The 26,072-nt window shown below is 53.7% G+C and carries 21 protein-coding genes and 1 pseudogene; 20 read left to right on the forward strand and 2 right to left on the reverse strand.

Annotation, left to right across the window (positions count from 1 at the left end; genetic code table 11):
• Positions 1-5 precede the first annotated feature (5 nt).
• The 12 genes and pseudogenes from ACHHV8_RS10285 (at position 6) to gndA (ending at position 16,504) form a co-directional block, all read left to right on the forward strand.
• Positions 6-773 (forward strand): SDR family NAD(P)-dependent oxidoreductase, encoded by a 768-nt coding sequence (locus ACHHV8_RS10285; protein WP_395158191.1) that lies wholly within the window; start codon positions 6-8, stop codon positions 771-773.
• A complete protein-coding gene (locus ACHHV8_RS10290) occupies positions 770-2,575 on the forward strand; it encodes a heparinase II/III domain-containing protein (RefSeq protein WP_395158192.1) in 1,806 nt (601 codons plus the stop codon). Before ACHHV8_RS10285 ends, ACHHV8_RS10290 begins: the two co-directional genes overlap by 4 nt.
• Entirely contained in the window at positions 2,541-2,927 is a 387-nt protein-coding gene (locus ACHHV8_RS10295) for a hypothetical protein (RefSeq protein ID WP_395158193.1), read from the forward strand. The genes ACHHV8_RS10290 and ACHHV8_RS10295 overlap by 35 nt, the downstream gene beginning before the upstream one ends.
• Positions 2,924-5,257, forward strand: a complete 2,334-nt coding sequence (locus ACHHV8_RS10300; RefSeq protein ID WP_395158194.1) for a DUF4962 domain-containing protein — start codon at positions 2,924-2,926, stop codon at positions 5,255-5,257. Before ACHHV8_RS10295 ends, ACHHV8_RS10300 begins: the two co-directional genes overlap by 4 nt.
• Before the next feature lie 412 nt (positions 5,258-5,669).
• Positions 5,670-8,040, forward strand: a pseudogene (helD, locus tag ACHHV8_RS10305) (RNA polymerase recycling motor HelD).
• A 358-nt stretch (positions 8,041-8,398) separates the two neighbouring features.
• A complete protein-coding gene (locus tag ACHHV8_RS10310) occupies positions 8,399-9,313 on the forward strand; it encodes a stalk domain-containing protein (protein ID WP_395158195.1) in 915 nt (304 codons plus the stop codon).
• Positions 9,314-9,621: 308 nt separating this feature from the next.
• A complete protein-coding gene (locus tag ACHHV8_RS10315; RefSeq protein WP_395158196.1) occupies positions 9,622-10,218 on the forward strand; it encodes a hypothetical protein in 597 nt (198 codons plus the stop codon).
• A gap of 133 nt (positions 10,219-10,351) precedes the next feature.
• Positions 10,352-11,389, forward strand: coding sequence for a LacI family DNA-binding transcriptional regulator (locus tag ACHHV8_RS10320; protein WP_395158197.1), 1,038 nt, complete (start codon positions 10,352-10,354; stop codon positions 11,387-11,389).
• Entirely contained in the window at positions 11,389-12,660 is a 1,272-nt protein-coding gene (locus tag ACHHV8_RS10325; RefSeq protein WP_395158198.1) for a nickel pincer cofactor-dependent isomerase, group 22, read from the forward strand. The genes ACHHV8_RS10320 and ACHHV8_RS10325 overlap by 1 nt, the downstream gene beginning before the upstream one ends.
• Positions 12,657-14,210, forward strand: a complete 1,554-nt coding sequence (gntK, locus tag ACHHV8_RS10330; protein ID WP_395158199.1) for a gluconokinase — start codon at positions 12,657-12,659, stop codon at positions 14,208-14,210. Before ACHHV8_RS10325 ends, gntK begins: the two co-directional genes overlap by 4 nt.
• A 61-nt stretch (positions 14,211-14,271) precedes the next feature.
• Positions 14,272-15,042 carry an SDR family oxidoreductase gene (locus ACHHV8_RS10335; protein WP_395158200.1) on the forward strand — a complete coding sequence of 257 codons (771 nt, stop codon included), beginning with the start codon at positions 14,272-14,274 and terminating at the stop codon, positions 15,040-15,042.
• Between the two features lie 49 nt (positions 15,043-15,091).
• Positions 15,092-16,504 carry an NADP-dependent phosphogluconate dehydrogenase gene (gene gndA, locus ACHHV8_RS10340; RefSeq protein ID WP_395158201.1) on the forward strand — a complete coding sequence of 471 codons (1,413 nt, stop codon included), beginning with the start codon at positions 15,092-15,094 and terminating at the stop codon, positions 16,502-16,504.
• Here gndA and ACHHV8_RS10345 read toward each other — a convergent pair.
• Positions 16,501-16,839: a hypothetical protein gene (locus ACHHV8_RS10345; protein WP_395158202.1), complete on the reverse strand. Its 339-nt coding sequence runs from the start codon at positions 16,837-16,839 to the stop codon at positions 16,501-16,503. The two genes, gndA and ACHHV8_RS10345, sit on opposite strands and share 4 nt — an antisense overlap.
• 200 nt (positions 16,840-17,039) lie before the next feature.
• Here ACHHV8_RS10345 and ACHHV8_RS10350 point away from each other — a divergent pair, with 200 nt between their 5' ends.
• A complete protein-coding gene (locus ACHHV8_RS10350) occupies positions 17,040-17,546 on the forward strand; it encodes a shikimate kinase (protein WP_395158203.1) in 507 nt (168 codons plus the stop codon).
• Positions 17,547-17,550: 4 nt separating this feature from the next.
• On the opposite strand, the gene ACHHV8_RS10355 is transcribed toward ACHHV8_RS10350, so the two are convergent.
• The gene (locus tag ACHHV8_RS10355) at positions 17,551-17,844 is read right to left on the reverse strand and encodes a rhodanese-like domain-containing protein (RefSeq protein ID WP_395158204.1); all 294 of its coding nucleotides are present in this window, start codon (positions 17,842-17,844) and stop codon (positions 17,551-17,553) included.
• A gap of 276 nt (positions 17,845-18,120) precedes the next feature.
• Between ACHHV8_RS10355 and aroA the strand changes: the two genes are divergently transcribed.
• From aroA to ptsP, 7 genes are all read left to right on the forward strand, one after another.
• Positions 18,121-19,416: a 3-phosphoshikimate 1-carboxyvinyltransferase gene (gene aroA / locus ACHHV8_RS10360; RefSeq protein WP_395158205.1), complete on the forward strand. Its 1,296-nt coding sequence runs from the start codon at positions 18,121-18,123 to the stop codon at positions 19,414-19,416.
• Between the two features lie 38 nt (positions 19,417-19,454).
• Complete coding sequence (locus ACHHV8_RS10365; protein WP_395158206.1) at positions 19,455-20,321, forward strand: C39 family peptidase; 867 nt, start codon at positions 19,455-19,457, stop codon at positions 20,319-20,321.
• Positions 20,322-20,342: 21 nt separating this feature from the next.
• Positions 20,343-20,768: a CoA-binding protein gene (locus ACHHV8_RS10370; RefSeq protein ID WP_395158207.1), complete on the forward strand. Its 426-nt coding sequence runs from the start codon at positions 20,343-20,345 to the stop codon at positions 20,766-20,768.
• Positions 20,769-20,770: 2 nt separating this feature from the next.
• A complete protein-coding gene (gene thiE / locus ACHHV8_RS10375; RefSeq protein WP_395158208.1) occupies positions 20,771-21,418 on the forward strand; it encodes a thiamine phosphate synthase in 648 nt (215 codons plus the stop codon).
• 133 nt (positions 21,419-21,551) lie between these two features.
• Positions 21,552-22,253: a hypothetical protein gene (locus ACHHV8_RS10380; protein WP_395158209.1), complete on the forward strand. Its 702-nt coding sequence runs from the start codon at positions 21,552-21,554 to the stop codon at positions 22,251-22,253.
• A 179-nt stretch (positions 22,254-22,432) separates the two neighbouring features.
• Positions 22,433-24,328, forward strand: a complete 1,896-nt coding sequence (locus tag ACHHV8_RS10385) for a glucose PTS transporter subunit IIA (protein WP_395158210.1) — start codon at positions 22,433-22,435, stop codon at positions 24,326-24,328.
• A complete protein-coding gene (ptsP, locus tag ACHHV8_RS10390; RefSeq protein ID WP_395158211.1) occupies positions 24,321-26,054 on the forward strand; it encodes a phosphoenolpyruvate--protein phosphotransferase in 1,734 nt (577 codons plus the stop codon). The genes ACHHV8_RS10385 and ptsP overlap by 8 nt, the downstream gene beginning before the upstream one ends.
• Positions 26,055-26,072 lie beyond the last annotated feature (18 nt).

Genomic DNA, 26,072 nt, shown 5'->3' on the forward strand with positions numbered 1-26,072 from the left:
TTACAATGAATACGCAATTAACGGGGAAAATCGCTTTGGTCACAGGCTCGAACGCAGGAATCGGGCGGGGCATCGCGCTGCTGCTGGCGGCTAATGGTGCTAAAGTCGGCGTGACTTACTTGAATAATAAGGAGCAGGGGGAAGAAACCGTCTCCTTGATCCGTCAAGCCGGCGGGCAGGCGGAGCTGTTTCACGCGGATGTTACGGACGTAGAGCAGATTGACCGTCTCGTAAACGATGTGGAAAAAGCGTTCGACGGCACCGTCGATATTCTGGTGAACAATGCTGGGCACATGGTCAAACGCGTGCCTACCGCGGAAATGACGGAAGAAATGTACGATAAAGTGCTGAACGTCAACTTCAAGAGCACGGTATTCATGTGCAAGCGCGTGCTGCCCGGGATGAAGGCGAAGGGCGCGGGCCGGATCGTTAACATGTCTTCGGTAGCGGCCCACAACGGCGGCGGTCCGGGCTCCGGCATTTATGCGGCAAGTAAAGCGGCGGTTTCCGCTTATTCGAAGAACCTGGCTAAAGAAGTGGCGGGCAGCGGGATTACCGTAAATATGGTTTCCCCCGGATTCATCGGCCAGACCGCATTCCATGCTACCTTCACGACGGATGAAGGCCGCAAAGCGACGGTCAACGGCATTCCGCTGCAGCGTGAGGGAACGCCGGACGACGTAGCCGGCGCGGTATTGTACCTCGTTTCGGATCTGGCCGCTTATTTGACCGGCGAAACGATCGAAATTAACGGCGGGATGTTTATGCGATGAGAATAGCGGAGAAGCTGTCGACGACGTCATGGGCGCAAGGTCTGCTGCTTCAGCTGAAGGAGGAGCTCGACGAGCTCTCCTCCCGCGGCAGCATCAACATTCCGGAGGAGCCCGGCGGCTGGTGGCACCAATACGTGTGCCCGACGCATCATACGGAGCTCCTGTTTGATCCGGCCGAACGCGATGCACACGCGTTCATTTGCCCGCACGGCTGCCGCATCGAAGGAGACGCGTACCGCGGCGCATGGCTGGTGTTCAAGCACCAGGCCATTGCGCGGTACGCTCTCCAGGCGGCAGCGGTCTATGCGGGAACGAAGGAGCCGGCGTACGCCGATCTTGCGAAGCGGATCGTCGTCAGCTATGCGGCGCAGTTCCCGCTGTACCCGGTGCATCCCGATGCGCAGCCGTGGATGCTGAAGGGCAGAGCGTTTCACCAGGCGCTGACAGAAGCGATCTGGGCGACGACGCTGCTGCGGGCGTATGTACTGCTGCGGGATGAAGGCGTTGCCTTCGATACCGAAGAGCAGGAGCAGGTGGATCTGTTCTTGTCCATGCTGGAATCCAGCATGACGCAGTACCGCCATATCCTGATCCATGAAAAGAAAAATGCCGAGAACAACTACACGGCTTGGCTGAACGCAGCGTTATCCTGCGTCTATGCCGCCCGCGGCGAGGTTGAGCCGTTGAAAGCGCTTATTGAAGGCGAGGGCGGATGGAGACATCATTTGTCCATCGGCGTGAAGCCGGATCAATTCGAATTTGAAGGCAGCACTTATTATCATATTTTTGTTCTGAGAGCGTACTTGATTTCCGCCGAAATGGCGGAACGATTCAGCATTGATTTGTATCATGAAAAAGGCAGCGACGGCCAATGCATGCAGGGCATGTTCGAGGTGCTGATCGGCATGGCCGACAACCAGGGCGCCCTCCCGGCACTGCATGACGGTCCGCTGGCCCGGCTGCCTTTTGCAAGAGAAATAGCGGAAATTATGGAAATCGGACTGGCGCAATACGGAATCGGCGCCGGACGGTCATCCGTTCCGTCTACGGTCATCCGGCCGGAAGACCGCGGCGCGGCCTATGCCGCCATCCTCGGGGAAGTATACGCCCAAATGTCCGGCGAGCGCCGCCGCAGCACGCTGGAAGCGCTGGTTTACGGGGAAGGCGAGCTTGAGCTCGGACAGAGCATGCCGTCGAGAAGCCCGCAGTTTCTTGAGCAGTCCGGGTTTGTGACGGGAAGGCTCGAAGGCAGCGAGCTGTCGTTTCTCTCCGATTTCGGAGCGCATGGCGGCTCGCACGGCCACTATGACAAGCTTCACCTGACTTTGCAGCATGCCGGTGCCGCCATTTCGCCGGATTTGGGCATGGTCCCTTACGGCTCCGCATTGCGGAAATCCTGGTTTGCGGAGACGGCAAGCCATAATACGGTTTCCGTCGGCGGCTCTTCCCAGGCGCCTCATGAAGGCCTGTGCAAGCATTATGCGGCGGACGGGGATACGGTTTCTGTCTGGCTCCGGTCGGAGCACGCCTATGAAGGCTGCCTGCTGGACAGACATTTGCACTTATCCCGGAACGGACTCGTCGATTGGTTTGAAGTGAAACTGGAGCAAGCGAACACCATCGATTGGTGGATGCATGCGCTGATGGCGCCGGAAGCCGTGAACGGCTGCTGGGTTACTACTGCCGAAGCGGGTGCATCGCAATTGGCGGTAAGCGCGGAAGGGGAAACGGCTTCAGCAGCAGGCGGATACGATAAGGTCCGGCATCGTGGCTGGCTATGCGGACGGGCAGGAGGAAGCTGACGCACCGGCGGACAGCATTACGCTGCGATACGGTCTCGGTGCTCAAGACGGAGCGCCTTACCTGTATCAGACGATCGCTGCCGTACCGGCAACGGAGCTGTACCGGATTGAAACGCCGGGCACGTCGATCGATCCGAGCGAACCGCTGCAGGGCCTGCTTCACCGCCAGCAGGGACAGCAGGGACGATTCGTCCAGGTGTATACGATGGGCGAACCTGCCGCAGTGCGGTGGGATGACGCCGCAGAGCCTGGCGCTGCCCCTGAATTGATCGTAACCACCGCCGGATCGGAGGAACGATTCACCCTCGACTCGGCGCAAGGATTGACAGTGACACGGAGGAACGGACTATGAGCGCAAATCCTAGCATGAGCAAACCTTTATATCAGCCGCAAAGCGGCGTGCTGACGTCCGAATACGAACCGAACGAAAACAGCAGGCTGTTCGAGAATCCGCCGCGGTTTACCTGGATTCCGGCCCAGCTGGAGAAGGACAGCTACGTCCTTCAATATTCATCGTCGGCTCGGTTTGAGCCGGAAACTACGGTGACCGCACAACCGATTCCGTACAATTTATATACGCCGGATCATGCGCTGGCTCCCGGGATTTACTACTGGAGATATGCGCTGCTGCTCTCGGATGAAGAGTCGGCCGAGGCGGGCGGCGCCGAGCATACGGAATGGAGCGCCGTGCGCAGCTTCACCGTGCCGGAAGGCTTGCCGGAGACGCCGCTTCCGGGACGGGGCAGCCGCTACGCCGGCGTGACCGCAGCGCACCCTCGGCTGTGGCTGCAGCCGGAGGAGCTCGCGGCCTTCCGCGCAGCCGTAAGGCAGGGCCCTGCCGCTTACGGCTGGGAGGCGTTCTTCGAACGCTCGGTGAAGCCGTGGATGCAGCGGGAGCTGATTGCTGAGCCGCTGCCTTACCCGAATCATAAACGTGTGGCCAGCCTCTGGCGCCAGATGTATATCGACTGCCAGGAGGCGCTGTACGCGATTTGTCATCTGAGCGTGGCCGGGGTTGTGCTGGAGGACGAGGCGCTGATTGGGCTGGCTAAAACGTGGCTGCTGCACGTGACGGCTTGGAATCCGGATGGGCCTACCTCCAGGGATTACAACGACGAGGCGGCCTTCCGGGTTGCCGGAGCACTCGCATGGGGGTACGACTGGTTATACAATTATTTGAACGAAGAGGAGCGGGAGCGGGCCCGCAGCATGCTGCTGCAGCGTACCCGTCAGGTCGCTTTTCATGTAATCGACCGCTCCAAGATACATCAGGTGCCTTTTGACAGTCATGCGGTACGCTCGCTTTCCTCCGTTCTGGTGCCTTGCTGTCTCGCCATGCTGGATGAGGAAGCAAATGCCCGCGAATGGCTGGACTATACGGTCGAATATTACGCAGGGCTGTACTCCCCTTGGGGAGGCATGGACGGCGGCTGGGCGGAAGGCCCGATGTACTGGACGACCGGGATGGCCTTTGTTACGGAAGCGATGAACCTGCTGAAGAAAACGACCGGCATCGATTTTTACAAACGGCCGTTTTTTCAGAAGACAGGGGACTTCCCGCTATACTGCTTCAGTCCGGATACGCTGCGCGCAAGCTTCGGAGACCAGTCTACGCTGGGAGATCCGGTCAGCCTGAAGACGGGCTTCAACATCCGCCAATTCGCGGGGGTGACCGGGAATTCGTCATACCAATGGTATTTCGAGCAAACCCGTCAGGTCGACACCGATTCGGAAATGAAATTTTACAATTACGGCTGGTGGGATTTCCGCTTTGACGAAATGATGTATCTGCACGATTATCCGTCCGTGGAGGCGAAGGCGCCCGCAGACATCGAGCCGGTCAAATGGTTCCGCGATATCGGCTGGGTAGCTTTCCATGCTAACATGGATCGGCCGGACCGCCACATTATGCTGCTGACCAAAAGCAGTCCTTACGGCTCCATCAGTCACAGCCATGGGGATCAGAACGGCTTTCTGCTGCATGCTTACGGCGAGCCTCTTGCAATTGAAAGCGGGCATTATGTCGCTTTCGGCAGCACGATGCATATGAACTGGCGCAGACAGACCCGCTCGACCAACTCGATTCTGATCGATGGGCTGGGACAGTTCGCCGGGACGGATAAAGTGCGGAACATGGCGGCTTCGGGCAAGGTGGAGCGCGTGGAGAAGCATAAGAACTATACGTATTCCCGCAGCGACGCTACGGCGGCTTATGCGGAGCACGTGCCTTATCTGCAGCGCTACGTCCGGGAGCTTTATTTTGTGGGAGAATCCTATATCGTCGTTGTAGACCATGTGGATCTGACCCAGCCGGGACGGGTAGATTGGCTGTTCCATACGCTGTACGAGATGAAGCTGGACGGACAATCGTTCAAGGTCAGAGGGCGGCAAGCCGATATGGAGGGGCGTTTCGTATACAGTCTGAGCGGGGATTTGGAACTGTCCCAGACGAACGAGTATGCCGACGTAGATCCTAAGGAGATCGAAGGGCTGAGCAAGCAGTGGCACCTGACTGCAACGACGAAGGCGGCGAGCCGCCACCGGATCGTAACTCTGCTCGTGCCGACACCGAAGAATGAGCCGAAGTATGTTTCCTTCTTTATGGACGACCAAGGTCACGGCGTGCATTTGTATTTTACCGATAACGGTGTGACTCAGAAAATAGATGTGCCTAAATTATAGCTAACGGCTTTTCAAAGTGCAGCTTCATGTGCCTTGCTCCAGCTTTCTTCTTTGGGAGCAGGCGCGAGGCCTGCGTTAAGTTGATAAACAAGAATGCCTCGTTTCTCCGGCGGAGAGCGAGGCTTTTTTCACTAGCGGGCAGAGTATCTATACGGCTGCTTTTTATGCTTTGCGCGGAAAAACAGCCGATCCTTGCCGATTGGAACGTTACCGTAAATTTGGCTGCAAATAAAATAAGCCGCCCTATTGATTTAGGGCAGCTGTCAGTGATACAATGAATGACGGTATTCACTAAAGTGCTATGGTAACGTGCATTAAAATCCTAATATGAGTATAGCACATGTAAAGCTGAAAAGTCAAATGGAATTTGACGCGGTTAGTACTGCCTATACTCTGGTGAAGGGGCGATTCTGTGAGCTTGACGGAAAAGGATTGGTCTGAGGAACAACAACGCATTAAAGAGGTAATAGCTAATATTGAAAAAACAATCGTGTCGCTGGAAGCGGAGACCGGCGACGTCAAGTCAGAGGTCGTCGATATCCGCAAGCATTTTTGGGATGAGGTTACCGTCAATTTAAGCACGTCGGAAGATATGGTAGAGACGCATTTCAGTCTGCGTCAGCAGGCCGAGGTGCTTTCAGACCGGGAAAGAAGATACCGCCAGGCTTCCGAGACGCTGAAGCGGCTTAGACGGCTTGTCCGTTCTCCATATTTCGGACGGATTGATTTCCGCGAGACAGGCAAAGTAGGAGAAGCGCCGGAGCAAATCTATCTCGGGATTGCCTCCTTTCGGGACGAAGCCGCCGACCGGTTTCTGGTCTATGACTGGCGCGCACCCGTCTCCAGTCTCTACTATGATTATCCTCCGGGGCCGGCCGTTTACGAGACGCCGGGAGGGGAGATCAGCGGGGAGCTGCTACTAAAGCGTCAATTCGTAATCCGGGACGGAGCCATTCACTGGATGTTCGATACCGGCATTACGATCGGAGACGAGCTGCTGCAGCAGGTGTTAAGCCGCAATTCCGACGCTCAGATGAAGAGCATCGTGGCCACGATTCAGAAGGAGCAGAATCAAATTATCCGCAACGACCGCAGCCGGCTGCTGATTGTGCAGGGGGCTGCGGGAAGCGGCAAGACGTCCGCTGCGCTGCAGCGCGTCGCTTATTTGCTTTATAAATACCGCGGCCACCTGAAGGCCGATCAAATGGTGCTGTTCTCTCCGAATCCGATGTTTAACAGCTATGTATCTACCGTTTTGCCGGAGCTTGGCGAGGAGAACATGCAGCAAACGACGTTCCAAGAATATTTGGAGCGCCGTCTCGGCAAAGATTTCAAGGTGGAGGATCCGTTCGGACAGATCGAATATGTGCTGACAGCTGCAGGCAAGCCGGGCTACGACAGCCGGATGCAGGGCATTCAATATAAATCGTCGAACGATTTCTTTCATGTTCTGTCAGCCTATAAGTCTTTATTGGAGCAGGAAGGCATGCTGTTTAAGCCGGTCAAATTCCGCGGCAAAGACATCGTGTCCTCCGCGCAAATGAAAGACCGCTTTTATTCCTACGATCCGTCCATTCGTCTGGCCAACCGAATAGCTCTGCTGCGGGACTGGCTGCTGAAGGAAGTGTCGCACTTTGAGCTGACGCAGCGCAAGGAGGGCTGGGTCGAGGAAGAGATGGATCTGCTTGAGCCGGAGGATTACCAGCGCGCCTATGCGAAAGTAAGAAAGATGCAGAAGGATCAGGACGAGGCATTCGACGATTACAAGAAGGAAAAAGAACTTCTGGCGCGGGTAATTGTCTACGAACGGTTGAAGCCTGTGCGCAAACGGCTGAAGCAGCTGCGCTTCGTGCACGTGCGGGCGCTGTACCGCCAGCTGTTTGCGGACCGCGAGCTGTTCACGAAATTATCCGCACAATCGGGAGGTGCGGTGCCGGAGCACTGGCAGGAAATCTGCGAGGCTACGCTGGAACGCCTGGAAGCCTCGGAGCTTGGATTCGAAGACGCGACGCCGTACCTGTTTCTTGTGGAGCTTGTGCAGGGCTTCCAAACGAACAACACCGTCCGCCATGTTATCGTGGACGAGGTACAGGATTACTCGCCGTTTCAGCTTGAGTTTATAAAGCGGCTGTTTCCGCGCAGCCGGGTGACGGCGCTGGGCGACTTGAATCAGGCCATCTACGCTCACGGCTCCGCGTTAGGGGAGCTGGAGCCGCTGATGGAGCTGTACGGTCCCGAGCAGACCGAGATAATCCGGCTGACACGGAGCTACCGCTCGACGCGGCAGATCGTAGAGTTCACCCGCGGCATGGTGCCCGGGGGCGAAGAGATCATCCCGTTCAACCGGGATGGCGAGAAGCCGCTGGTCCGGTGTGACCGGTAGAGAAGCGGACCTTCAAGAGGCGCTGGCGGCAACGATCGAGGCGCTGCAGGCCGAAGGATGCCAGTCCGTGGCCGTCATCTGCAAGACGGCGGAAGAAAGCGCCGCGGCGTTTCAGGCGCTCCAGCAGCGGATTGCGGGGCTGCGCCTGGTCACGAAGGATACGCAGGGCTTTGAGCAGGGCGCGGTTGTCATTCCGGCCTACTTGGCGAAGGGCGTAGAGTTCGACGCGGTCCTGATTCGCGACGCTTCCAAGCGGAGCTACAGCAGGGAAGCCGAGCGCAAGCTCTTTTATACCGCCTGCACCCGGGCGATGCACTTCTTGTATCTTTTCAGCCCGGAGCCGCAGCTCAGCCCGTTCATTACGGAACAGCAGCCGGATACCTATATCCTTCAGGATTAGGCGCCACTTTTTAATAGACCGGATGGACCCCCCATGAAAAAATCCCTTGTTCCTCTAAGAACAGATCTCATGCGAGATCTCGTTCCGTGAGGACAGGGGGATTTTTTATTTTTATCCGCCGATCTGCTTTGATTGACTTCTGACCTCTGACCTCTGACTTCGTCCAGCAGCACAAGCTGAAAAATTTGCTCCAATGAAGTTTTGTTAGTGTATATGCAATTATGCCGACTTGTTTGGTTGGAAATGAATCTATTGTCATTATACTCGTTCATAGAGGAATTTGTCGGTTTGTGGCGAAAATGATAAATAGCAGGATTTGACAAAGCATGCATATGTTAAGAGAAAGGTTGGAAGAAGAATGAAGCGATGGAAGCGAGTGCTGATATTGGGATCCCTCCTGACCGGGACGTTTACTGCAGGGGTTTACGCGGAGGATATCTTGCAGCGGGTGGAGGCCTACCTGCGCCCGGATTTTAAGATTGTGCTGGACGGGAAGCAGGTTCAATTGGAAGGGCCGCCGCTTGTGTATCAGGATAAAAGCTATCTTCCCTTGAAGGAGCTCGGCAACCTGCTCGGAGCCAACGTGCTGTGGAAGAACGATACGAAAACGATCTATATCAACAGCCGGATCAACAGCGAACAGAAGGAGCCGGACCAAAACGGCGTATATGAAGAGATCAAGCTGCGCAATCCTTACGCGCAGACGGTCAACTATTTGGGAGCCGATTATCCGCTGCTCAGTACATACGGCGATGTGAACAGCTCGGAGATGTACTACAGATTATCTGACATTAGAAGGATGGGAATTAATACAGACGGCTTGACGCTGGCCAAGGAAGTGTTTACGAACGTGCTGTACGTCAGCGAATCGGAAGTGAAGAAACGGTGGGGCCAAGGGCCGAGACCGAGCGGCACAGCTTCCAGAGACAGCGTTATGATCACAGGCGAGCTGAATACCGACAAAACCAAGGTGCTGCAGGATTACGTAAAAAATACGCTTTCTTATAAAGTGAAGGATACCCAATATTATACGAAGCCGATCATTATGGACAAAATCGACGGGGAAGACCGTTATCAATATTTGTACTACCAAACGATTTATCTAAAGGACATTACGGTGAATCATTACTATTCGTCCATTATCCGATTGGGAAAAGACGGCTGGGGGGATACGCTGACTTACACGATCAATGCCGACGAGAGAACGGATTTGGAAAGCAAGTATCAGGAAAACATCAACAAGCAGGCCAACGAGGCGGCAGCGCAGCCTTAAGGCCGTTTATGGGAAGGACAAGCAAGGACCGCCTCTTCTGCAGAGGCGGTCTTTTCGCTTCTATGGCGCCGGGAGAGCAGGTATTCCGGTCATCCGCAAATAAAAAATGGGTAAAATATAAAGAAAATAGTCAATAATCCAAGTTGCTAAATCATATGATTCATAATAAGATAGAATTAAGTAACTGAATTATCAGAAAATTCTATCAAAACCCGGTTGAGTCAGAGAAAGCGTTGACAGCGTGCAGTCAATTAACACAGGGACACAATTGGGTCGGGGGTAATGTACCATATCGGGAGGGGATTGCCGTGAGTAAAAGTCATGAAGTGGAATATTGCAACCTTGAGTTACGATTTGACCGTCGGCTAATCCGCAACTTCATTAAAGCCTTGATTCAGGAAGGATATTCTCTGTACTGGAATGAGAGCGAGCAGCAATTTATCGTATCGATTCGAACCGGAAGAAAGCTTGTGAAGCTGAAATTTCAACGCATCGGCGAACGATATAAAATTGTCGGCAACTACTCATTTAAGGACGAGAAGCTGGCTGAATTAATGGAGAAAATGATTGGGGATACCCGGGGTCACGCAGTTGTCAAACGCTTTAAGGATCGGCAGATTTTGATTGAGAATATTATGTTTGGCGAAATCATCCGCATGGTGGAAATTTCGGGCGTGGAGCATAAAGTCATTTTCCAAAAGGAGCCTGTTGTGACGGTGGAGGAAATGATGCAGGCGTTTCGATCCAAGCGTCCGGACGACCGGATTCCGGTGCTGCGGCTGGAGCTTGATTACGAGCTGGCGACACTTCATGACGCATTGAAGAGCGGGGACGCGGAAGCGGTGAAAATATGCAAGGAACGTCTGGTCGAGCTAAGGCATGAAATGCTCCAATTGGAAATGTGAATACGAGAGATGAACCCGGTCTGTGCCGACTTGCGCAGGCCGGTTTTATTTTGGGCTCGCAAGACCGATCCAGAGCAAATCAGGCACATCGACCGCAAAAAAAGTTCGTTGTTAACGTGTGCAGCATTATGGTATGATACGTGGTGAGGTGGTAGGATTGAGCGTGACAATTAAAGATATCGCGAAGCTCGCCAATGTATCTCACACAACAGTCTCCAGGGCGCTGAACGACAGTCCGCTCATCAATCAGGAGACGAAGGAACGAATCCGGCAGCTCGCGGAGACTCTGAATTACACTCCGAACTATAATGCGAAAAGCTTAGTCCTTGACCGATCATACAACTTGGGCTTGTTTTTTTCAACCCTTCACACGGGTACTTCTGCAGGATTTCTGTATGAGGCCATTAAAGGCGTCAACGATGTGATTAAGGATCAGTACAATCTGATCGTTCGCGGGATTGACGACTACAAAAGCTTCGAGAAGATTAACCGCAAAAGCTATGACGGCATTCTGGTCATGAGCCAGAGTTCAACCGACCAGTCTTTTATCGAGTATGTGTCGGAGCGGGAAATTCCGCTAGTCGTGTTGAACCGGCCGATCGACAATGTCAAGGTGATGAATTTGATCCCGGATGACCAGAGCGGCGCGTTCCGTTTAGTGGAGTATTTACTTCAGCAGGGACACCGGAATATCGCCATCATCGAAGGGAAAGAAAACTTCAAATCAACCCAGGCTCGGCGCGACGGCTACATCGATGCGCTGGTGCGGCACCAGGTGCCTTTAAGGGATGAGTACAGAGTTCAAGGGAACTATGATTTGGAGAGCGGACATGCCGCCATGGCCCGCCTGCTGAAGGTGGAGCCGAGGCCTACGGCTGTTTTTTGCTGTAATGACGACATGGCGCTCGGCGCGATCAAGGCCATTACGGAAAGCCGGCTGACGGTGCCGGGCGATATTTCCGTTGTCGGGTTCGATGACCACATGTTTTCAGGGTTCGTAACGCCGGCTTTAACGACGGTGCGCAGACCCATTGAAGATATCAGCAGAGAAGGAGCTTTAAAGCTGCTTACTTTTATAGAAACCAAGCAAATTGAAAAAGAAACGATTTTTGTCCGCACGGAGCTCGTGATTCGGGATTCCGTCAAAACGATTACAGGAGGCCACAATTAATGAGTATTTTAAGAACCGTTCTAGAAGAAGTTCCGATTCCGCAAATGGTGCGTATTCGTCAGAAGTTCGATGCGGCGAAGATTGACAACCTGGAGGAAGTGCTGCAGCAGGAGCTGCAGAAGCCGGGAGCGATCGAGCGGATCAAGCCGGGCCAGCAGGTAGCCGTTGCGGTAGGCAGCCGCGGTGTGGCGAATATCGCCTTGTTTACCAAAATTACGATTGACGCGATCAAGCAGGCAGGCGGACATCCGTTCATCGTCCCTTGCATGGGCAGCCACGGCGGCGCGACGGCGGAAGGCCAGAAGGAAGTGCTTCATCACCTGGGAGTGACGGAAGAAGCGATGGGCGCTCCGATCCGTTCCTCGATGGAAGTCGTCAAGCTTGACGAGCTGCCGAACGGCCTGCCGGTTTACGTGGACAAAATCGCTTCGACGGCGGACGCCATTGTCGTCATTAACCGCGTGAAGCCTCATACCGCCTTCCGGGGCAGAATCGAGAGCGGCATTATGAAAATGATCGCAATCGGTCTCGGCAAGCAAAAAGGCGCGGAGGCCTGCCACCAGCTCGGGTTTAAATATATGGCGGAGAACGTGCCGGCCATGGCTTCGATTATGATTCAAAAGCTGCCGATCGTGTTCGGCGTAGCGCTGGTGGAGAATGCTTACGACCAAACGTGCCGTATCGAAGTGCTGCCGTCCGAGCAGATTGAAGCCCGCGAGCCCGCATTGCTGGAAGAAGCCAAGGCGCGTCTGCCCAAAATTTTGTTCGAGCAGATCGATGTGCTCGTCATTGATTATATCGGTAAAAACATTAGCGGCGACGGCATGGATCCGAACATTACCGGCCGTTATCCGACGCCATACGCGCACGGCGGCCCTGACGTGTCCAAGATGGTCGTGCTGGATTTGACGCCGGAAACCAAAGGCAACGCCAACGGCGTCGGCACGGCTGACTTTACGACACAGCGTTTGGTCGATAAAATGGATAGAGCGGCTACGTTCGTCAATGGCTTAACCTCGACGGTGTGTGCGCCTACCAAAATCTCCACTACGCTGGACAACGATTTCTATGCGATTAAAGCCGGTGTGAAAACGTGCAATATTTTGGATTATACGAAATGTAAGCTGGTACGCATTCAGGATACGCTTCACCTCGGGGAGATTGAAATTTCCGTCAACCTGCTTGACGAAGCGAGAAACCATCCGGACATCGAGGTATTGACCGAGCCGTACGATTTACAATTCGACAGTGAAGGGAATTTGACGAAATGAGTTTGTCTTTGCAGAAGCCGTATATTATCGCGGCGGATTTGGGCACGACCAGCACCAAGACGCTGGTGATCGACAGAAACGGCCGGGTCCTGGCTTCCCATTCTATTGAATATCCTTTATACACGCCGAGACCGGATATGGCGGAGCAGGATCCTGATGAAATTTTCCAGGCGGTGCTGAATGCGATTCAGGCCGTCGTAGCCAAGGCGAAAATATTGCCGAGCCAGGTGCTGTGCGTTTCTTTCAGCTCGGCGATGCACAGCCTGATTGCGGTGGACCGCGATCTGAACCTGCTGACGCAGTGCATTACGTTCGCGGACAACCGCAGCGTCAACTATGTCAAGGTGCTGAAGGAACAGCTGAACGGCCATCAAATTTATTTGAATACAGGGACGCCGCTGCATCCGATGTCTCCGCTGCTGAAGCTGATGTGGTTCCGCGACAACCGTCCGGATATTTTTGAGCATGCGCACAAATTTATCGGCATCAAGGAATATGTGTTTGCGAAGCTGTTCGGACAGTTCGTCATCGACTATTCGCTGGCCAGCGCTACAGGGCTGTTTAACCTGCGTCAGCTGCAATGGGACAAGCTCGCCCTGGAAGCCTGCGGCGTCAGGGAAGAGCAGCTGTCGGAGCCGGTTTCGACCGTGCACCGCATGCAGGGCATGAAGGCGGAATACGCTGCAGCGATGGGGCTTGACACCGACACGCCGTTTGTCGTCGGCGCTTCCGACGGCGTGCTGGCGAACCTCGGCGTCGGCGCGTTCGAGCAAGGCGTGTACGCCGTAACGATCGGTACGAGCGGCGCCGTCCGCGGTGTGGTTCGCGAGCCGATCACCGACCCGAAGGGACGCCTGTTCTGCTATGCGCTCAAGGAAGATTTCTGGGTTGTCGGCGGAGCGATTAACAACGGCGGCATCATGTTCCGCTGGGTGCGCGACCAGCTGGCGACGCTGGAGGCGGAGGAAGGCCGCAGGCGGGGCATGGATCCTTACGATTACCTGACCTCCCTGGCACAGGAAGTGCCGGCCGGATCGGACGGTCTGATCTTCCTGCCTCTGCTTGCCGGAGAGCGCGCGCCTTACTGGAACGCGAACGCCCGCGGCGTATTTTTCGGTTTATCGCTGTACCACGAGAAGAAGCATATGATCCGCTCCGTTCTCGAAGGCGTCGTGTACCGTATCTACTCCGTGCTTAACGCGCTGGAGGAGCTGTCGGGGCCGACGAAGGAAATCCGCGCATCCGGCGGCTTTGCCCGCTCCAGCTTCTGGCTGCAGGCGATGGCCGACGTTACGGGCAGCTCCGTAGCCGTTCCGAACTCGATCGAGAGCTCGGGTCTTGGAGCCGCACAGCTCGGATTGCTTGCGATGGGAGAGATCAGCGATTTCTCGATGGTGCATGAATGGATGCAAATTACGCACAGCCATCAGACGAATGCCGAGAATTACGAGACGTACCAGCAGTTGACAAAAATTTATAATCGTGTGTACCATCAGTTGAAGGATGAATTTGATGCCATTGCCGCTTTTCAGCATACGCATACCCAATAATTCATAGTCAAGTGATAAGAATGGTGCAGACTACAGAACCCAAATCCTAAGGAGGATCACCATGAATTTATTTGATTTGACAGGTAAAACGGCGGTAATTATCGGCGGAAACAGCACGCTGGGCGGCTCGATGGCCGTAGCTCTGGGCGGTCACGGCGCAGATGTTGCGATCGTGGGACGGAACCAGGAGAAGGCGGAAGCCGTAAGACAACAGGTGGAGGCAGCCGGCGGCGGCAAAGCCAAGTGCTTTGCTGCGGACACGACAAGCCCTGAGGACCTGAAGCGCGTGCTGGAGGAAGTACTGGCATGGACAGGCCGCTGCGACGTGCTGATGAACTGCCCTGGTATGAACAGCCCTACGCCGTTCTTCGAGCTCACAATGGAAGAATGGGATGCGATCATGGAAGTGAATCTGAAGGGCGTCGTGCTAGCCTGCCAAATTTTTGGGAAGCATATGGTTGACAAAGGGGAAGGCGGAAGCATCATCAACATTTCTTCGGTTTCTTCCGAGCCGCCGCTGTCCAAAGTATTCACGTATTCGGCTTCCAAAGCAGCCGTGAACAACGTAACGAAATTTTTGGCACGTGAATTCGCTCCTGCCCGGGTACGTGTCAACGCCATTATTCCCGGCTTCTTCCCGGCAGAACAAAACCGCAAAATCTTGTCTCCGGAACGGACGGCATCGATTTTGGGACATACGCCGATGAACCGTTTCGGCGATGCCGAGGAGCTTCAAGGCGCGGCGGTCTATCTGGCAAGCGACAAAGCTTCCAGCTTCGTAACGGGCTCGCTGCTGCGTGTCGACGGCGGCTTCGGCGCCATGACGATTTAAGAATCGTCCGTCCTAATATCATACAAAAACAGAGAGGAAGAGAAACCAAATGTCGAAACAACAAGTTGGCGTGATCGGATTGGCGGTCATGGGCAAAAACCTGGCATTGAATATCGAAAGCAGAGGCTTTACCGTTTCTGTGTATAACCGTTCCCGCGAGAAAACAGACGCTCTGATTGCAGAAGCGCAAGGCAAAAACCTGGTAGGTACATATTCCGTTGAAGAATTCGTCGCTTCCCTGGAGAAGCCTCGTAAAATTCTGATCATGGTTCAGGCGGGAGCAGGAACCGACGCAACGATCAATTCCCTGATTCCTCACCTGGAAGAAGGCGACATCATCATCGACGGCGGTAATGCCTACTTCCCTGACACCCAACGCAGAAACAAGGAGCTTTCGGCTCACGGTCTGCGCTTCATCGGTACGGGCGTTTCCGGCGGTGAAGAAGGCGCTTTGAAAGGTCCTGCCATTATGCCGGGCGGTCAAAAAGACGCTTACGAGCTGGTTGAGCCGATCCTGACGGCTATTTCCGCAAAGGTTGGCAATGACCCTTGCTGCACTTACATTGGACCGGACGGTGCCGGCCATTACGTAAAAATGGTGCACAACGGTATCGAGTACGGGGACATGCAGTTGATTTGCGAAGCATACCAGCTGCTGAAGGACGTACTGAACGTGAGCACCGAAGAGCTTCATGAAATTTTTGCCGAGTGGAATAAAGGCGAGCTGGACAGCTACCTGATCGAAATCACAACCGACATCTTCACGAAAAAAGATCCGGAAACCGGCAAACCGATGGTAGACGTGATCCTGGATTCCGCAGGCCAAAAAGGTACGGGTAAATGGACAAGCCAAAGCTCCTTGGATCTTGGCGTGCCATTGTCCATTATCACGGAATCCGTCTTCTCCCGTTTCTTGTCCGCTATGAAGCAAGAGCGCGTGGCGGCAAGCAAATTGCTGAACGGACCGAAAACAGAGGCGTTTGCCGGAGATCGCAAGGAGTTTATCGAAGCGGTTCGCAAAGCGCTGTATGCAAGCAAAATCTGCTCCTACGCTCAAGGCTTCGCTCAAATGAGAGCTGCTTCCGAAGAGTATAACTGGGGCTTGGATTACGGCAGCATCGCTATGATTTTCCGCGGCGGCTGCATCATTCGCGCACGCTTCCTGCAAAACATCAAGGATGCTTACGACCGTAACCCTGAATTGAAAAACCTGCTGCTTGACGAGTATTTCCAAGGCATCGTCGACAACTATCAGGACGCATGGAGAACGGTAGTCGCTGAAGCGGTAAAACGCGGTGTGCCTGCACCTGCTTTTGCCTCCGCATTGGCTTACTATGACAGCTACCGCACAGAGCGTCTGCCTGCAAACCTGCTGCAAGCTCAACGCGATTACTTCGGGGCGCACACGTTTCAGCGTTTGGATAAAGAGGGTTCCTTCCACTTCAACTGGATGGAAAACTAAGCTTTACGCTTCCCATTCGGCTTGTGAGGCTGCAGCCCGAAAGAGGCTTCATACATCCAGTCTCTTAACCGGTCGGCCTCAAATTCGAAGCCGCTGCGGCGATGGATAAGCATCAATGAAATTTCCGCAAAATATCGAAAGTTCTGCATTAAGCGTGGCTGGGAAAGATCCGAAAGTCTGGGGTCTTCTTCAGCCACCTTTTTTTTAATAAACTCCAGAATCCAGACGACGTCTTCTTTGCACAACGGGTGAGCGGGATTGAGCAGCTGCTCGAGCTTCTGCTCGGCAGGATTGGGATAGGGGTTCTTGGAATGGGATAGAGCTGAATGCGTCAACGGATAATCTCTCCTCGTTTGATAGCTTTGATTATTACCATCATGGCGGAAAAAGCTGGAATCTATTCACATTCCAGCATATGATTTTGTCGACAATTCTATTCATACTAGACAACGTATGATATGATAAAAAAGTTTATTTACGTACAATCGTAAACGTGAAAAGCGAAATGATCGTTATTTTCTGGAGTGTGAAAACGATGGGTAAATCGAATATTGTGTTAATAGGTTTTATGGGAACGGGTAAGTCTACTGTAGGCAGGATGCTGTCCGAGCGTTTGGGTTGGACGTTTACGGATACGGATATCCTTATTGAGAGACAGCAAGGAACTACGATTAGCGAAATTTTCCGCCTTCATGGGGAAGCGGCTTTCCGGAAAATTGAAAGCGAAACGATTGAAGCGGTGCTGCAGGGCGAACGCCAGGTGGTGTCCACCGGAGGCGGAGCGGTTTTGGCTGAGCAAAACCGCCGGAACATGCTGGAGGGCGGGCTGGTCGTGGCACTCAGCGCCACGGCTGAAACGATCATCGAGCGCGTAAGCCAGGACCAGACCCGTCCGCTTGTGCAAGGCGATGTCTCGGAGCGGGTTCATACCTTGCTGGAGACACGCAAGCATGCCTATGATTTCGCCGAGCTGCGCATTGATACGAGCGAGCTTTCGGTAGAGCAGATCGTGCAGAAAATAGTGGATGCTTTGCAGAGCTAAGCTTCTAGAGAGCTTCCCATTCGAGCATGCCGCCGCTCATATTGATCAGCCGGTTGTAGCCCTGCGCGGTCAGGAAGTCATAGGCCCGGCCGCTTCGGTTGCCGCTGCGGCAGACCAGGATGGCTTCTGCGTCCTGGGGAATTTCCGACATGCGGTCGGGAATTTGCATGAGCGGAATATGCTTCGCTCCAGCGATCATGCCCTGCGCGACCTCTTCGTCCTCGCGTACGTCGATGATAATTAAAGTCTCGCCTTGCTCGAGTCGTTCTTTTAACTGCCGGGGTGTGATGGTTTGCATGAAATAACCTCCTGCCAGGGGCATCGTAATAGGAGCTGACCCGTATCCGGGATGACAGCTTATTTCTTGTCGTTGACCTTGAATACCAGACGTCTTAATCCGAGAACGCATATCGGAAGCCGCTTATTCAGGTACCTGTGATCATGATATCGACAAATGCCCGCAAGTGTCAAACTTGGCGGTTTCCATCCCTTGCCTCGTATGGTAAACTGGCTTTAACCTTGCTTCATTGTATATATTTGCGCTTTTTTAGCGGAACAGGAGAGATACATATTCATGAAAGCCATTGTAAAACCGACAAATCAATTAGAAGGTACAATTAACGCTCTTTCATCTAAAAACTATACGACCCGGTATTTATTGATCGGAGCCTTGGCGGAAGGAACCAGCACGATCTATTATCCCGCCCACAGCGAGGACAGCGATGCGATGCGGCGCTGCATCCGCGATCTCGGAGCTGTTGTGGAGGAAGACGAAGAGAAGATGACGATTCAAGGCTTCGGCAGCCATCCGAAGCACGTCAAGGAGCTGAACGTCGGCAATGCAGGCGCCGTATTGCGGTTTTTGATGTCGATCGCGGCGTTCTGCCCGGAGCTGACTTTTGTCAATACATACCCTGATTCCCTCGGCAAACGTCCGCATGACGATCTGATTGCGGCATTGAAGCAGATGGGCATCGAGGTGGAGCACCGCGAAGGCAAGCTGCCGATCACCATTCGCGGAGGGAAGCCGCGCGGCGGCAATATTCAGGTGTCCGGCAATGTCAGCTCGCAGTTCCTGAGCTCCCTGCTGTTTATGACGCCGCTGCTGGAGGAAGACAGCGAAATCGAAGTGCTGCACGACCTGAAGTCCAAGGTTATCGTCGGACAAACGCTGGAGGTTATTGCGCAAGCCGGCATCCAAATTGAAGCTTCCGAAGATTTGATGCATTACAAGGTGCCTGGCCGCCAAAAATACGAGCCGCAAAAATATGTCGTGCAAGGCGATTATCCTGGATCTGCCGCGATTTTGGCCGCAGCCGCGGTAACGAATTCCAACGTTAAAGTTCTGCGTCTTGAAGAGAACAGCAGACAGGGAGAGAAAGCGGTCGTGGACGTGCTTCGCGCGATGGGAGTTAATTTGACGCACGAGAACGGAGTCGTGCATGTCCTGGGCAACCAGCAGCTGAAGGCCGGCGAATTCGACGGAGACCATTTCACGGACGCGGTACTGGCTATGGTAGCCGCAGCGGTATTTGCCGATGGGACATCGAGATTTTACAATGTGGAAAACCTGCGGTATAAGGAATGCGACCGGATTACCGATTTCCTTGCAGAGCTTCGCAAAGCCGGGGCGGACGTGGAAGAACGTCAAAGCGAAATTATTATTCACGGTCGTCCGCAGGGCGTAGAGGGCGGCGTTGAAATCAACGCGCATTATGACCACCGGGTGATTATGGCATTGACGGTAGTCGGCTTGCGTTCGGCCCAAGGGCTCGTCATTAACGACGCCCACCATGTTGCGAAGTCGTACCCGCATTATTTTGAGCACCTGCTTTCGCTTGGCGCTCAGATTGAGCTGGTGGAAGAATAATATAGACATAAGGCCGCCGGTCGGCAGCCGGCCGCTTCATGTTTAAGCACATAACAACAACAAGCGAGTTGAGTCTGATGAAGGTATTGTGGAAAGGGATTCAGGTTACTTTCGGATTTTTTCTGATAGGCGGGCTTCTATTTGCCAGCGCGGTATTTTCCATTCTGTTATATGCCAAAATAACGGGACAAGCCTGGTTCGAGCCGTCTGCCTCTATCGTCTATGCCGAGACGCTGTCCGGCAAGGAACACCCGCCAGCGGTTCCGGCCGCCGGTCAAGCGCCAGCGGCTCCCTCGCCCTTGGCGAGCTCGGCAAGAATTGAAGCGCCGATCGTCAAGCAGAAGCCGGAGCTGCCGTCAGGCTGCGAGGTTACGGCGCTGACGATGCTGCTTCAATTCTACGGCCTGCCCAAGGATAAAATGGAGCTGGCAGCGGAGATGAAGCACGATACGACGCCGCTTAAGCGGAACGCTGACGGCTCGATTGCTTATTGGGGAAATCCGAACCTGGGCTTTGTCGGAGATGCAACGGGAGCGTCCAAGGGCTTCGGCATTTACCATTCCGCCTTATTCGATTTGCTTCACCGTTATGTCCCGACTGCGGTCGATTTAACGGCACAGTCCTGGGATAAGGTGGAGCAGCAGCTGCGCGAGGGTATACCTGCCGTCGTTTGGACGACGATCGATTATCAGGTCCCCGATCGATGGGTTGTATGGGATACCCCGATCGGACCGATCCAGACAACATTTATGGAGCATGCCGTGCTGCTGGTCGGCTTTGATGAGCAGCACGTTTATATCAACGATCCGCTGAGCGGAAAAGGCCAGGTGGAGCTGGATAAAGCGCAGTTTATTTCCACCTGGGAGGCTATGGGAAAGCAAGCCTTGTCTTACACCAAACCATAATGGAGAAGGAGCTGGTCATGAATGGCATTTGAAAACCCGTCCCGCGAACAAATCAAAGCACTGCTGCAAGCGTCCCAAACCGTTGCGGTTGTAGGCTTGTCCGATAAGCCGGACCGCGTGTCTTATATGGTTTCTGAGGCGATGCAGAAGAAAGGCTATCGCATTATCCCGGTCAATCCGAATGCGACCGAAATCCTGGGAGAAACCTGCTATCCTTCCCTCTCGGACATTCCGGAGCCTGTCGATATCGTCAATGTGTTCCGTAAAAGCGAGCTTGTGGTTCCCGTTGCCGAAGAGGCTGTGAAAATTAAAGCCAAAGCCTTCTGGCTGCAGCAGGGCATCTTCAATGAGGAAGCCGCGGACATTGCGAAAGCCGGCGGATTGGAAGTCATTATGGACCGTTGTATCAAAGTAGAAGATTCGATTCTTCTTCCGGGAGGCAAGTAAAGTTGTATCGTGAACAGATGGCCCGGCATTTGCCGGTATACTTAGTTTTGGGACTGGACGGAAACGGCGGAAGGACCGCTTTGGAAGTTGCGGCGGAAGCGATCGCAGGCGGGGTTACGCTTATTCAGCTTAGGGAGAAGAAAGCCCAGCTGAGACGCGTTTTGGAAGAGGGCGCTCGGCTAAGAGAGCTTTGCCGCAGCCACGGCGTTCCGTTCGTTGTGAACGATCGGATCGATCTCGCTATACTGCTCGATGCGGACGGCGTTCATGTCGGTCAGGATGACGTTCCCGGCCTTCAGGCGCGGCAGCTGCTTGGCGAAGATAAGATTGTGGGTATCTCGGCAGGAAATTGGGAGGAAGCCGAATGGGCTATGTCCCAGCGGCCGGATTATCTCGGTATCGGTCCTATTTATGCGACTGCTACCAAGCAGGATGCGGGAGAAGCCATCGGCACTTCCCTGATTGAAAAGGTGAAGGAGCGCTGGAGCATTCCTGTCGTTGGAATTGGCGGCATACAGTCCTCCAACGCAGCGGCTGTCATTCGCGCAGGGGCGGAAGGCGTCGCTGTAGTATCGGCGATTACAACTCACACAGATCCTCGAGCATCTGCCTCCAGACTCCTGGAGGTTGTGACTTCGAAAGGGATTTAAAAAGTCTTCTTAACCAGCAGCTTCCATAAATAAAATAAATCCTCCTTAGAGACAATAATAAAGGCTTCCGTAACAGAGCAGAATTAGCCAGCTCCGGAAGACTTTAACTTAACTCCTAAGGAGGACTTTTTACATGTATCAAGGCTACCAGCAAAACAATTTTCAAAATCAAATGGGTGCTAACGTGAACTCTCAATACCGCGGTCTGGATACTAAGTACCAACCGATCGGCTACGTTCAATCCCAATATAATCAATCGCTGAACCCAAGCTTCAGCAACCAGTTCCAAAACAGCAGCAACCAATACTCCAGCTTTCAGGCTCAAGCTCCGCAGTCCTATCACACGGCGAATTACCGCGGCGACCAGCCGGGCCATGACGCCTACTTGAGAAGCGATTCGACGCAACCGGCTCAAAGCCAGTATGCCACAGGCTTCAGCAGCCAAACGCCTGCTTACGGCAGCTACGCTTCTTCCTTCAGCAATCAGCAGCAATTTATTCAACAAAGCCCGCAGTCCTATCACACGGCTAACTACCGTGGAAATCAGCCGGGGCATGATGCTTACTTGAGAAGCGACTCTTCCCAGCCGGCTCAAAGCCAATTCGGCATGGGCGCGGCAGCTAACTATAACACATTCAGCACAGGGATGGGCATCGGCAGCTCCTATGGGGCTTCCCAGTCCCAACAATTTCAGCAAAACCCGCAAGCTTACCACACAGCAAGCTACCGGGGGAACCAACCGGGCCATGACGCCTACTTGAGAAGCGATTCTTCTCAGCCTGCCCAAAGCCAATTCGGCACTCAAAACATCGGCATGAACCGTTACCAGTTCTAACTTATAGCTTTACCGATGGCGAGCCTAACGGCTCGCTATCCTTCTTTTTAGCGGTAAAAATGGAATACACGAATGTATCTTCTATAAACCGGCTCTACTCAGTAATTTTTCTTATGGGCTTGTTTGACAAATTTCTATATTGGCTATACCATCGAATATGAAAGGAGGGAGCGGGTGGTTTGAACTGGATGGGGAATTTGCAGCAGTTAGGCCGGTCGTTAATGCTTCCGACCATTACGATCCCTGTTGCGGCTATACTGCTCAGACTGGCAGCACTGCCGTGGCAAGATCTACATATGTCCCATTTTGGGGAAATTCTGCTGTTTTGCGGTAACACGATCTTTACCTACCTGCCGATGATTTTTGCCGTTGGTGTGGCGCTTGGCTTGACTGAGAGCTCCAGCATTGCAGGGATGTCCGCTTTAATCGGGCATTTGATGTTTACTCAGGCAACCAAGCATTATTTAGGCAATGAATTTCATCTGGGGGTACCGGGTGGAATTCTGATTGGACTGATTGCCGCGATTCTGTATCACCGGGTCAAGCATGTCCAGCTGCCTGAATATATCCAATTTTTCGGTGGCCCACGGATGGTTCCGCTGCTCATGGGACTGTCCATTTTTATTCTCAGTGTGATTATCATTGAGATCGGACCGTATTTGGAAAAGTTCATGGAAACGCTCTCGATGGCAATCATCAGTCTGGGAGGATTCGGAACGTTCCTGTATGGAGTCATTCACCGGCTATTGGTTCCTTCCGGGCTTCACCATGTCTTCAACAATTTCTTCTGGTTCCAGCTCGGGGCCTATCAGAGGCCGAGCGGGGAAGTCGTATTCGGCGATCTGCCGCGTTTCTTCGCGGGGGACCCGACGGCAGGGGCGTATATGGCGGGATTGTACCCGATCATGATGTTTGCTCTGCCTGCCATCGCGTTGGCTATTATTCAGGAAGCGCGCGAAGACTTGAAGCCCAAAATCCGGGCGACCTTCCTGACGGCGGCGCTCGCGTCTTTTTTGACAGGGGTAACGGAACCGATCGAGTTCGCTTTCCTGTTTGTGGCACCTTATTTGTTTATCGTGCACGCGATTCTGTCCGGTCTTTCCATGTGGCTTGCTTATGTCCTGGACATTCATCACGGGTTTTCGTACTCGGCGGGAGCCATCGATTACATTATCAATTATCATTTGTCCCATAACGGGTGGATGCTGATTCCGATTGGACTGGCGTACGGCTTCGTGTATTACTTTCTGTTCAGCTGGGCGATCCGGCGATTCCGTATTCCGACACCGGGACGGGAGGAAGGCTCGCAGCTCGAGGAATGGGCGGGCGATATCCCCCACCGTTCTCCGCTTATTTTGCAGGCGCTTGGCGGTAAAGAAAACATCAAGAGCTTGGAGGCGTGTATTACCCGCCTTCGCTTAACCCTGCAGAATGACAAATTGATGGATGTATCGTCCCTTAAGCATTTGGGGGCGGCCGGCGTCATCAGTCTTGGCGGAGGGAACGTACAAGTGGTATTCGGTACGTATTCCGAGCTGATTCGCGAGGAAATCAAGAAAGTGATCATGAGGGACGTGCAGCAGGTATCGTTTCATTCCCCTATGCAGGGCCGGATGATTCCTCTGGAGGAAGTACCGGACAAAATTTTTGCCGGGAAACTCGTTGGCAACGGCGTTGCGTTCATGCCGGATAAAGGGGAACTGGTCGCGCCGGTCGCCGGAAAAATCATGATTCTGTATCCGACGCTGCATGCGGTAGGTATACAGACGGACGAGGGCCTGGAGGTGCTCCTGCACATCGGCATCGATACCGCCCAGCTGCAAGGAAAGTGGTTTACCGCGGCTGTCAAGGAGGGCGACTACGTCGAGGTGGGCCAACTGCTGGTTCGCTTTAATCTGCACAAAGTGAAGAGCAACTGCAAATCGCTGGCTACACCGATGATCATCACAAATGTAGATAAAGTGAAGTCGTGGAGCTTCGCGCCGTTCAAATCGGTGAAAAAAGGACAGGCATCCGTCATGTCCGTGGTCATGAAGAACGAGGCGGCCACAGGGGGAGGGAACGGTTTTGGTTGAAGGAATCGGAGCTTCATCAGGCATTGCCATGGGCAAGGCCTTCGTCATACCTACCTGGGAATGGGATTTTCCGGAGAAGCTGATCGACGTTACGGATTTGGCCTTTGAATTCGAAAGGCTGTATGACGGAATTCGCTCCTCCAAAAGCGAGATTGAGACGATCAAGCAGGAATTCGTCACGGTGCTGGGGGAAGAGCAGACGTCTATTTTTGACGCGCATCTGGCGATTTTGGAAGATCCGATCTTTATGAATGAAGTTCAGGGGATCATGCAGCGGCAGTACAAAGCGGCGGAGGTCGCCGTAAAGGAAGCCATAGAAAAATTCGTGAACATGTTCGACCTGCTGGACGACCAGTATATGAAAGAGCGGGCGCTGGACATCAAAGACGTCGGAAATCGGCTGCTAAAGCATCTGCTCGGAGCGCTGGAGGAAACGCTCCCTCCGAAGGATCAGCCGTACATTCTCGTAGCCAAGGAGCTGTCTCCTTCCCAAATGGTGCATCTGGACATTAACCAGGCACTGGGAATGATTACCATGCTCGGGGGCAAAACATCTCACGTGGCCATTATGGCCCGGGCGATGGGGGTCCCTTATGTGCTGGGATTGGAAGGAAAGCTGAACACGCCTATTCAGAACGGCGATTTCCTGATTATCGACGGCGATGAAGGACGCGTCTTCATTAACCCGCCGGACGATATTGTCGAGCAGTACAAGCTGCGCAAGGCCATCTGGCAAAAAATGCGCGACAAGCTGCAGACGCTGGCGCCTGTGCCGACGCAAACCCAGGATGGGGTTGTGTTTCAGCTGGCAGCCAATATCAGCTCTGTCAAAGAGCTGGACCAGGTCATCAAGAACGGGGCTTCGGGCGTAGGGCTTTTCCGTACCGAATTCATCTATATGGACCGCGACAGCCTGCCGCCGGAAGACGAGCAGTTTCATGTGTACCGGCAGGTTGCGGAGAAGCTCGGGGGCAAGCGGGTCGTGATCCGCACATTGGATATCGGGGGCGACAAAGCGCTCGATTACATCGCCTTGCCTGAGGAGGACAATCCATCGCTTGGCTATAGAGCCATCCGGATTTCGCTGGGCCGGACCGATTTATTCAAGACCCAGCTTCGCGCTATTCTGAGAGCGAGTCATTACGGCAATATTCAAATATTATATCCGATGATTTCCACCCTCGAAGAGCTGCAGAAGGCGAACGAAGTGCTGGAAGCGGCGAAGCAGGAGCTGCGGGCGGAGAAAATTCCGTTCAAGCCCAATATTGAAGTTGGCATTATGATCGAAGTGCCTGCAGCAGTTATGATCGCCGATCTTCTGGCCGCCAAAGTGGACTTTTTCAGCATTGGGACGAACGATCTGGTACAATACATTTTGGCGGTGGACCGGATGAATGAGACGGTGGCTCATCTGTACGATCCGTTCCATCCGGCGGTGCTGCGCATGCTGAAAACGACGGTGGAAGCAGCCAAAGCGAACAAGATTCACGTCAGCGTGTGCGGAGAACTGGCGGGAGATATCCGGGCGCTTCCCATCTGGCTGGGGCTTGGCATTACCGAGCTGAGTATGTCCGTTCAGTCGATTCTGCGTGTGAAGAACAGCCTGCTTCAGAGCCAATACAACACGAGCGGAGCCGTATGGGAAGAGCTGCTGCGATGTACGAGCGGCAAAGCCGTGCTGGACGTGCTGAACCACCATTTGCGCCAGGATGTGCTCACGAAATAACCAAATGACGAGATATAA

This window comes from Paenibacillus sp. TAB_01 (assembly GCF_043945595.1).
Taxonomy (GTDB): Bacteria; Bacillota; Bacilli; order Paenibacillales; family NBRC-103111; genus Paenibacillus_S.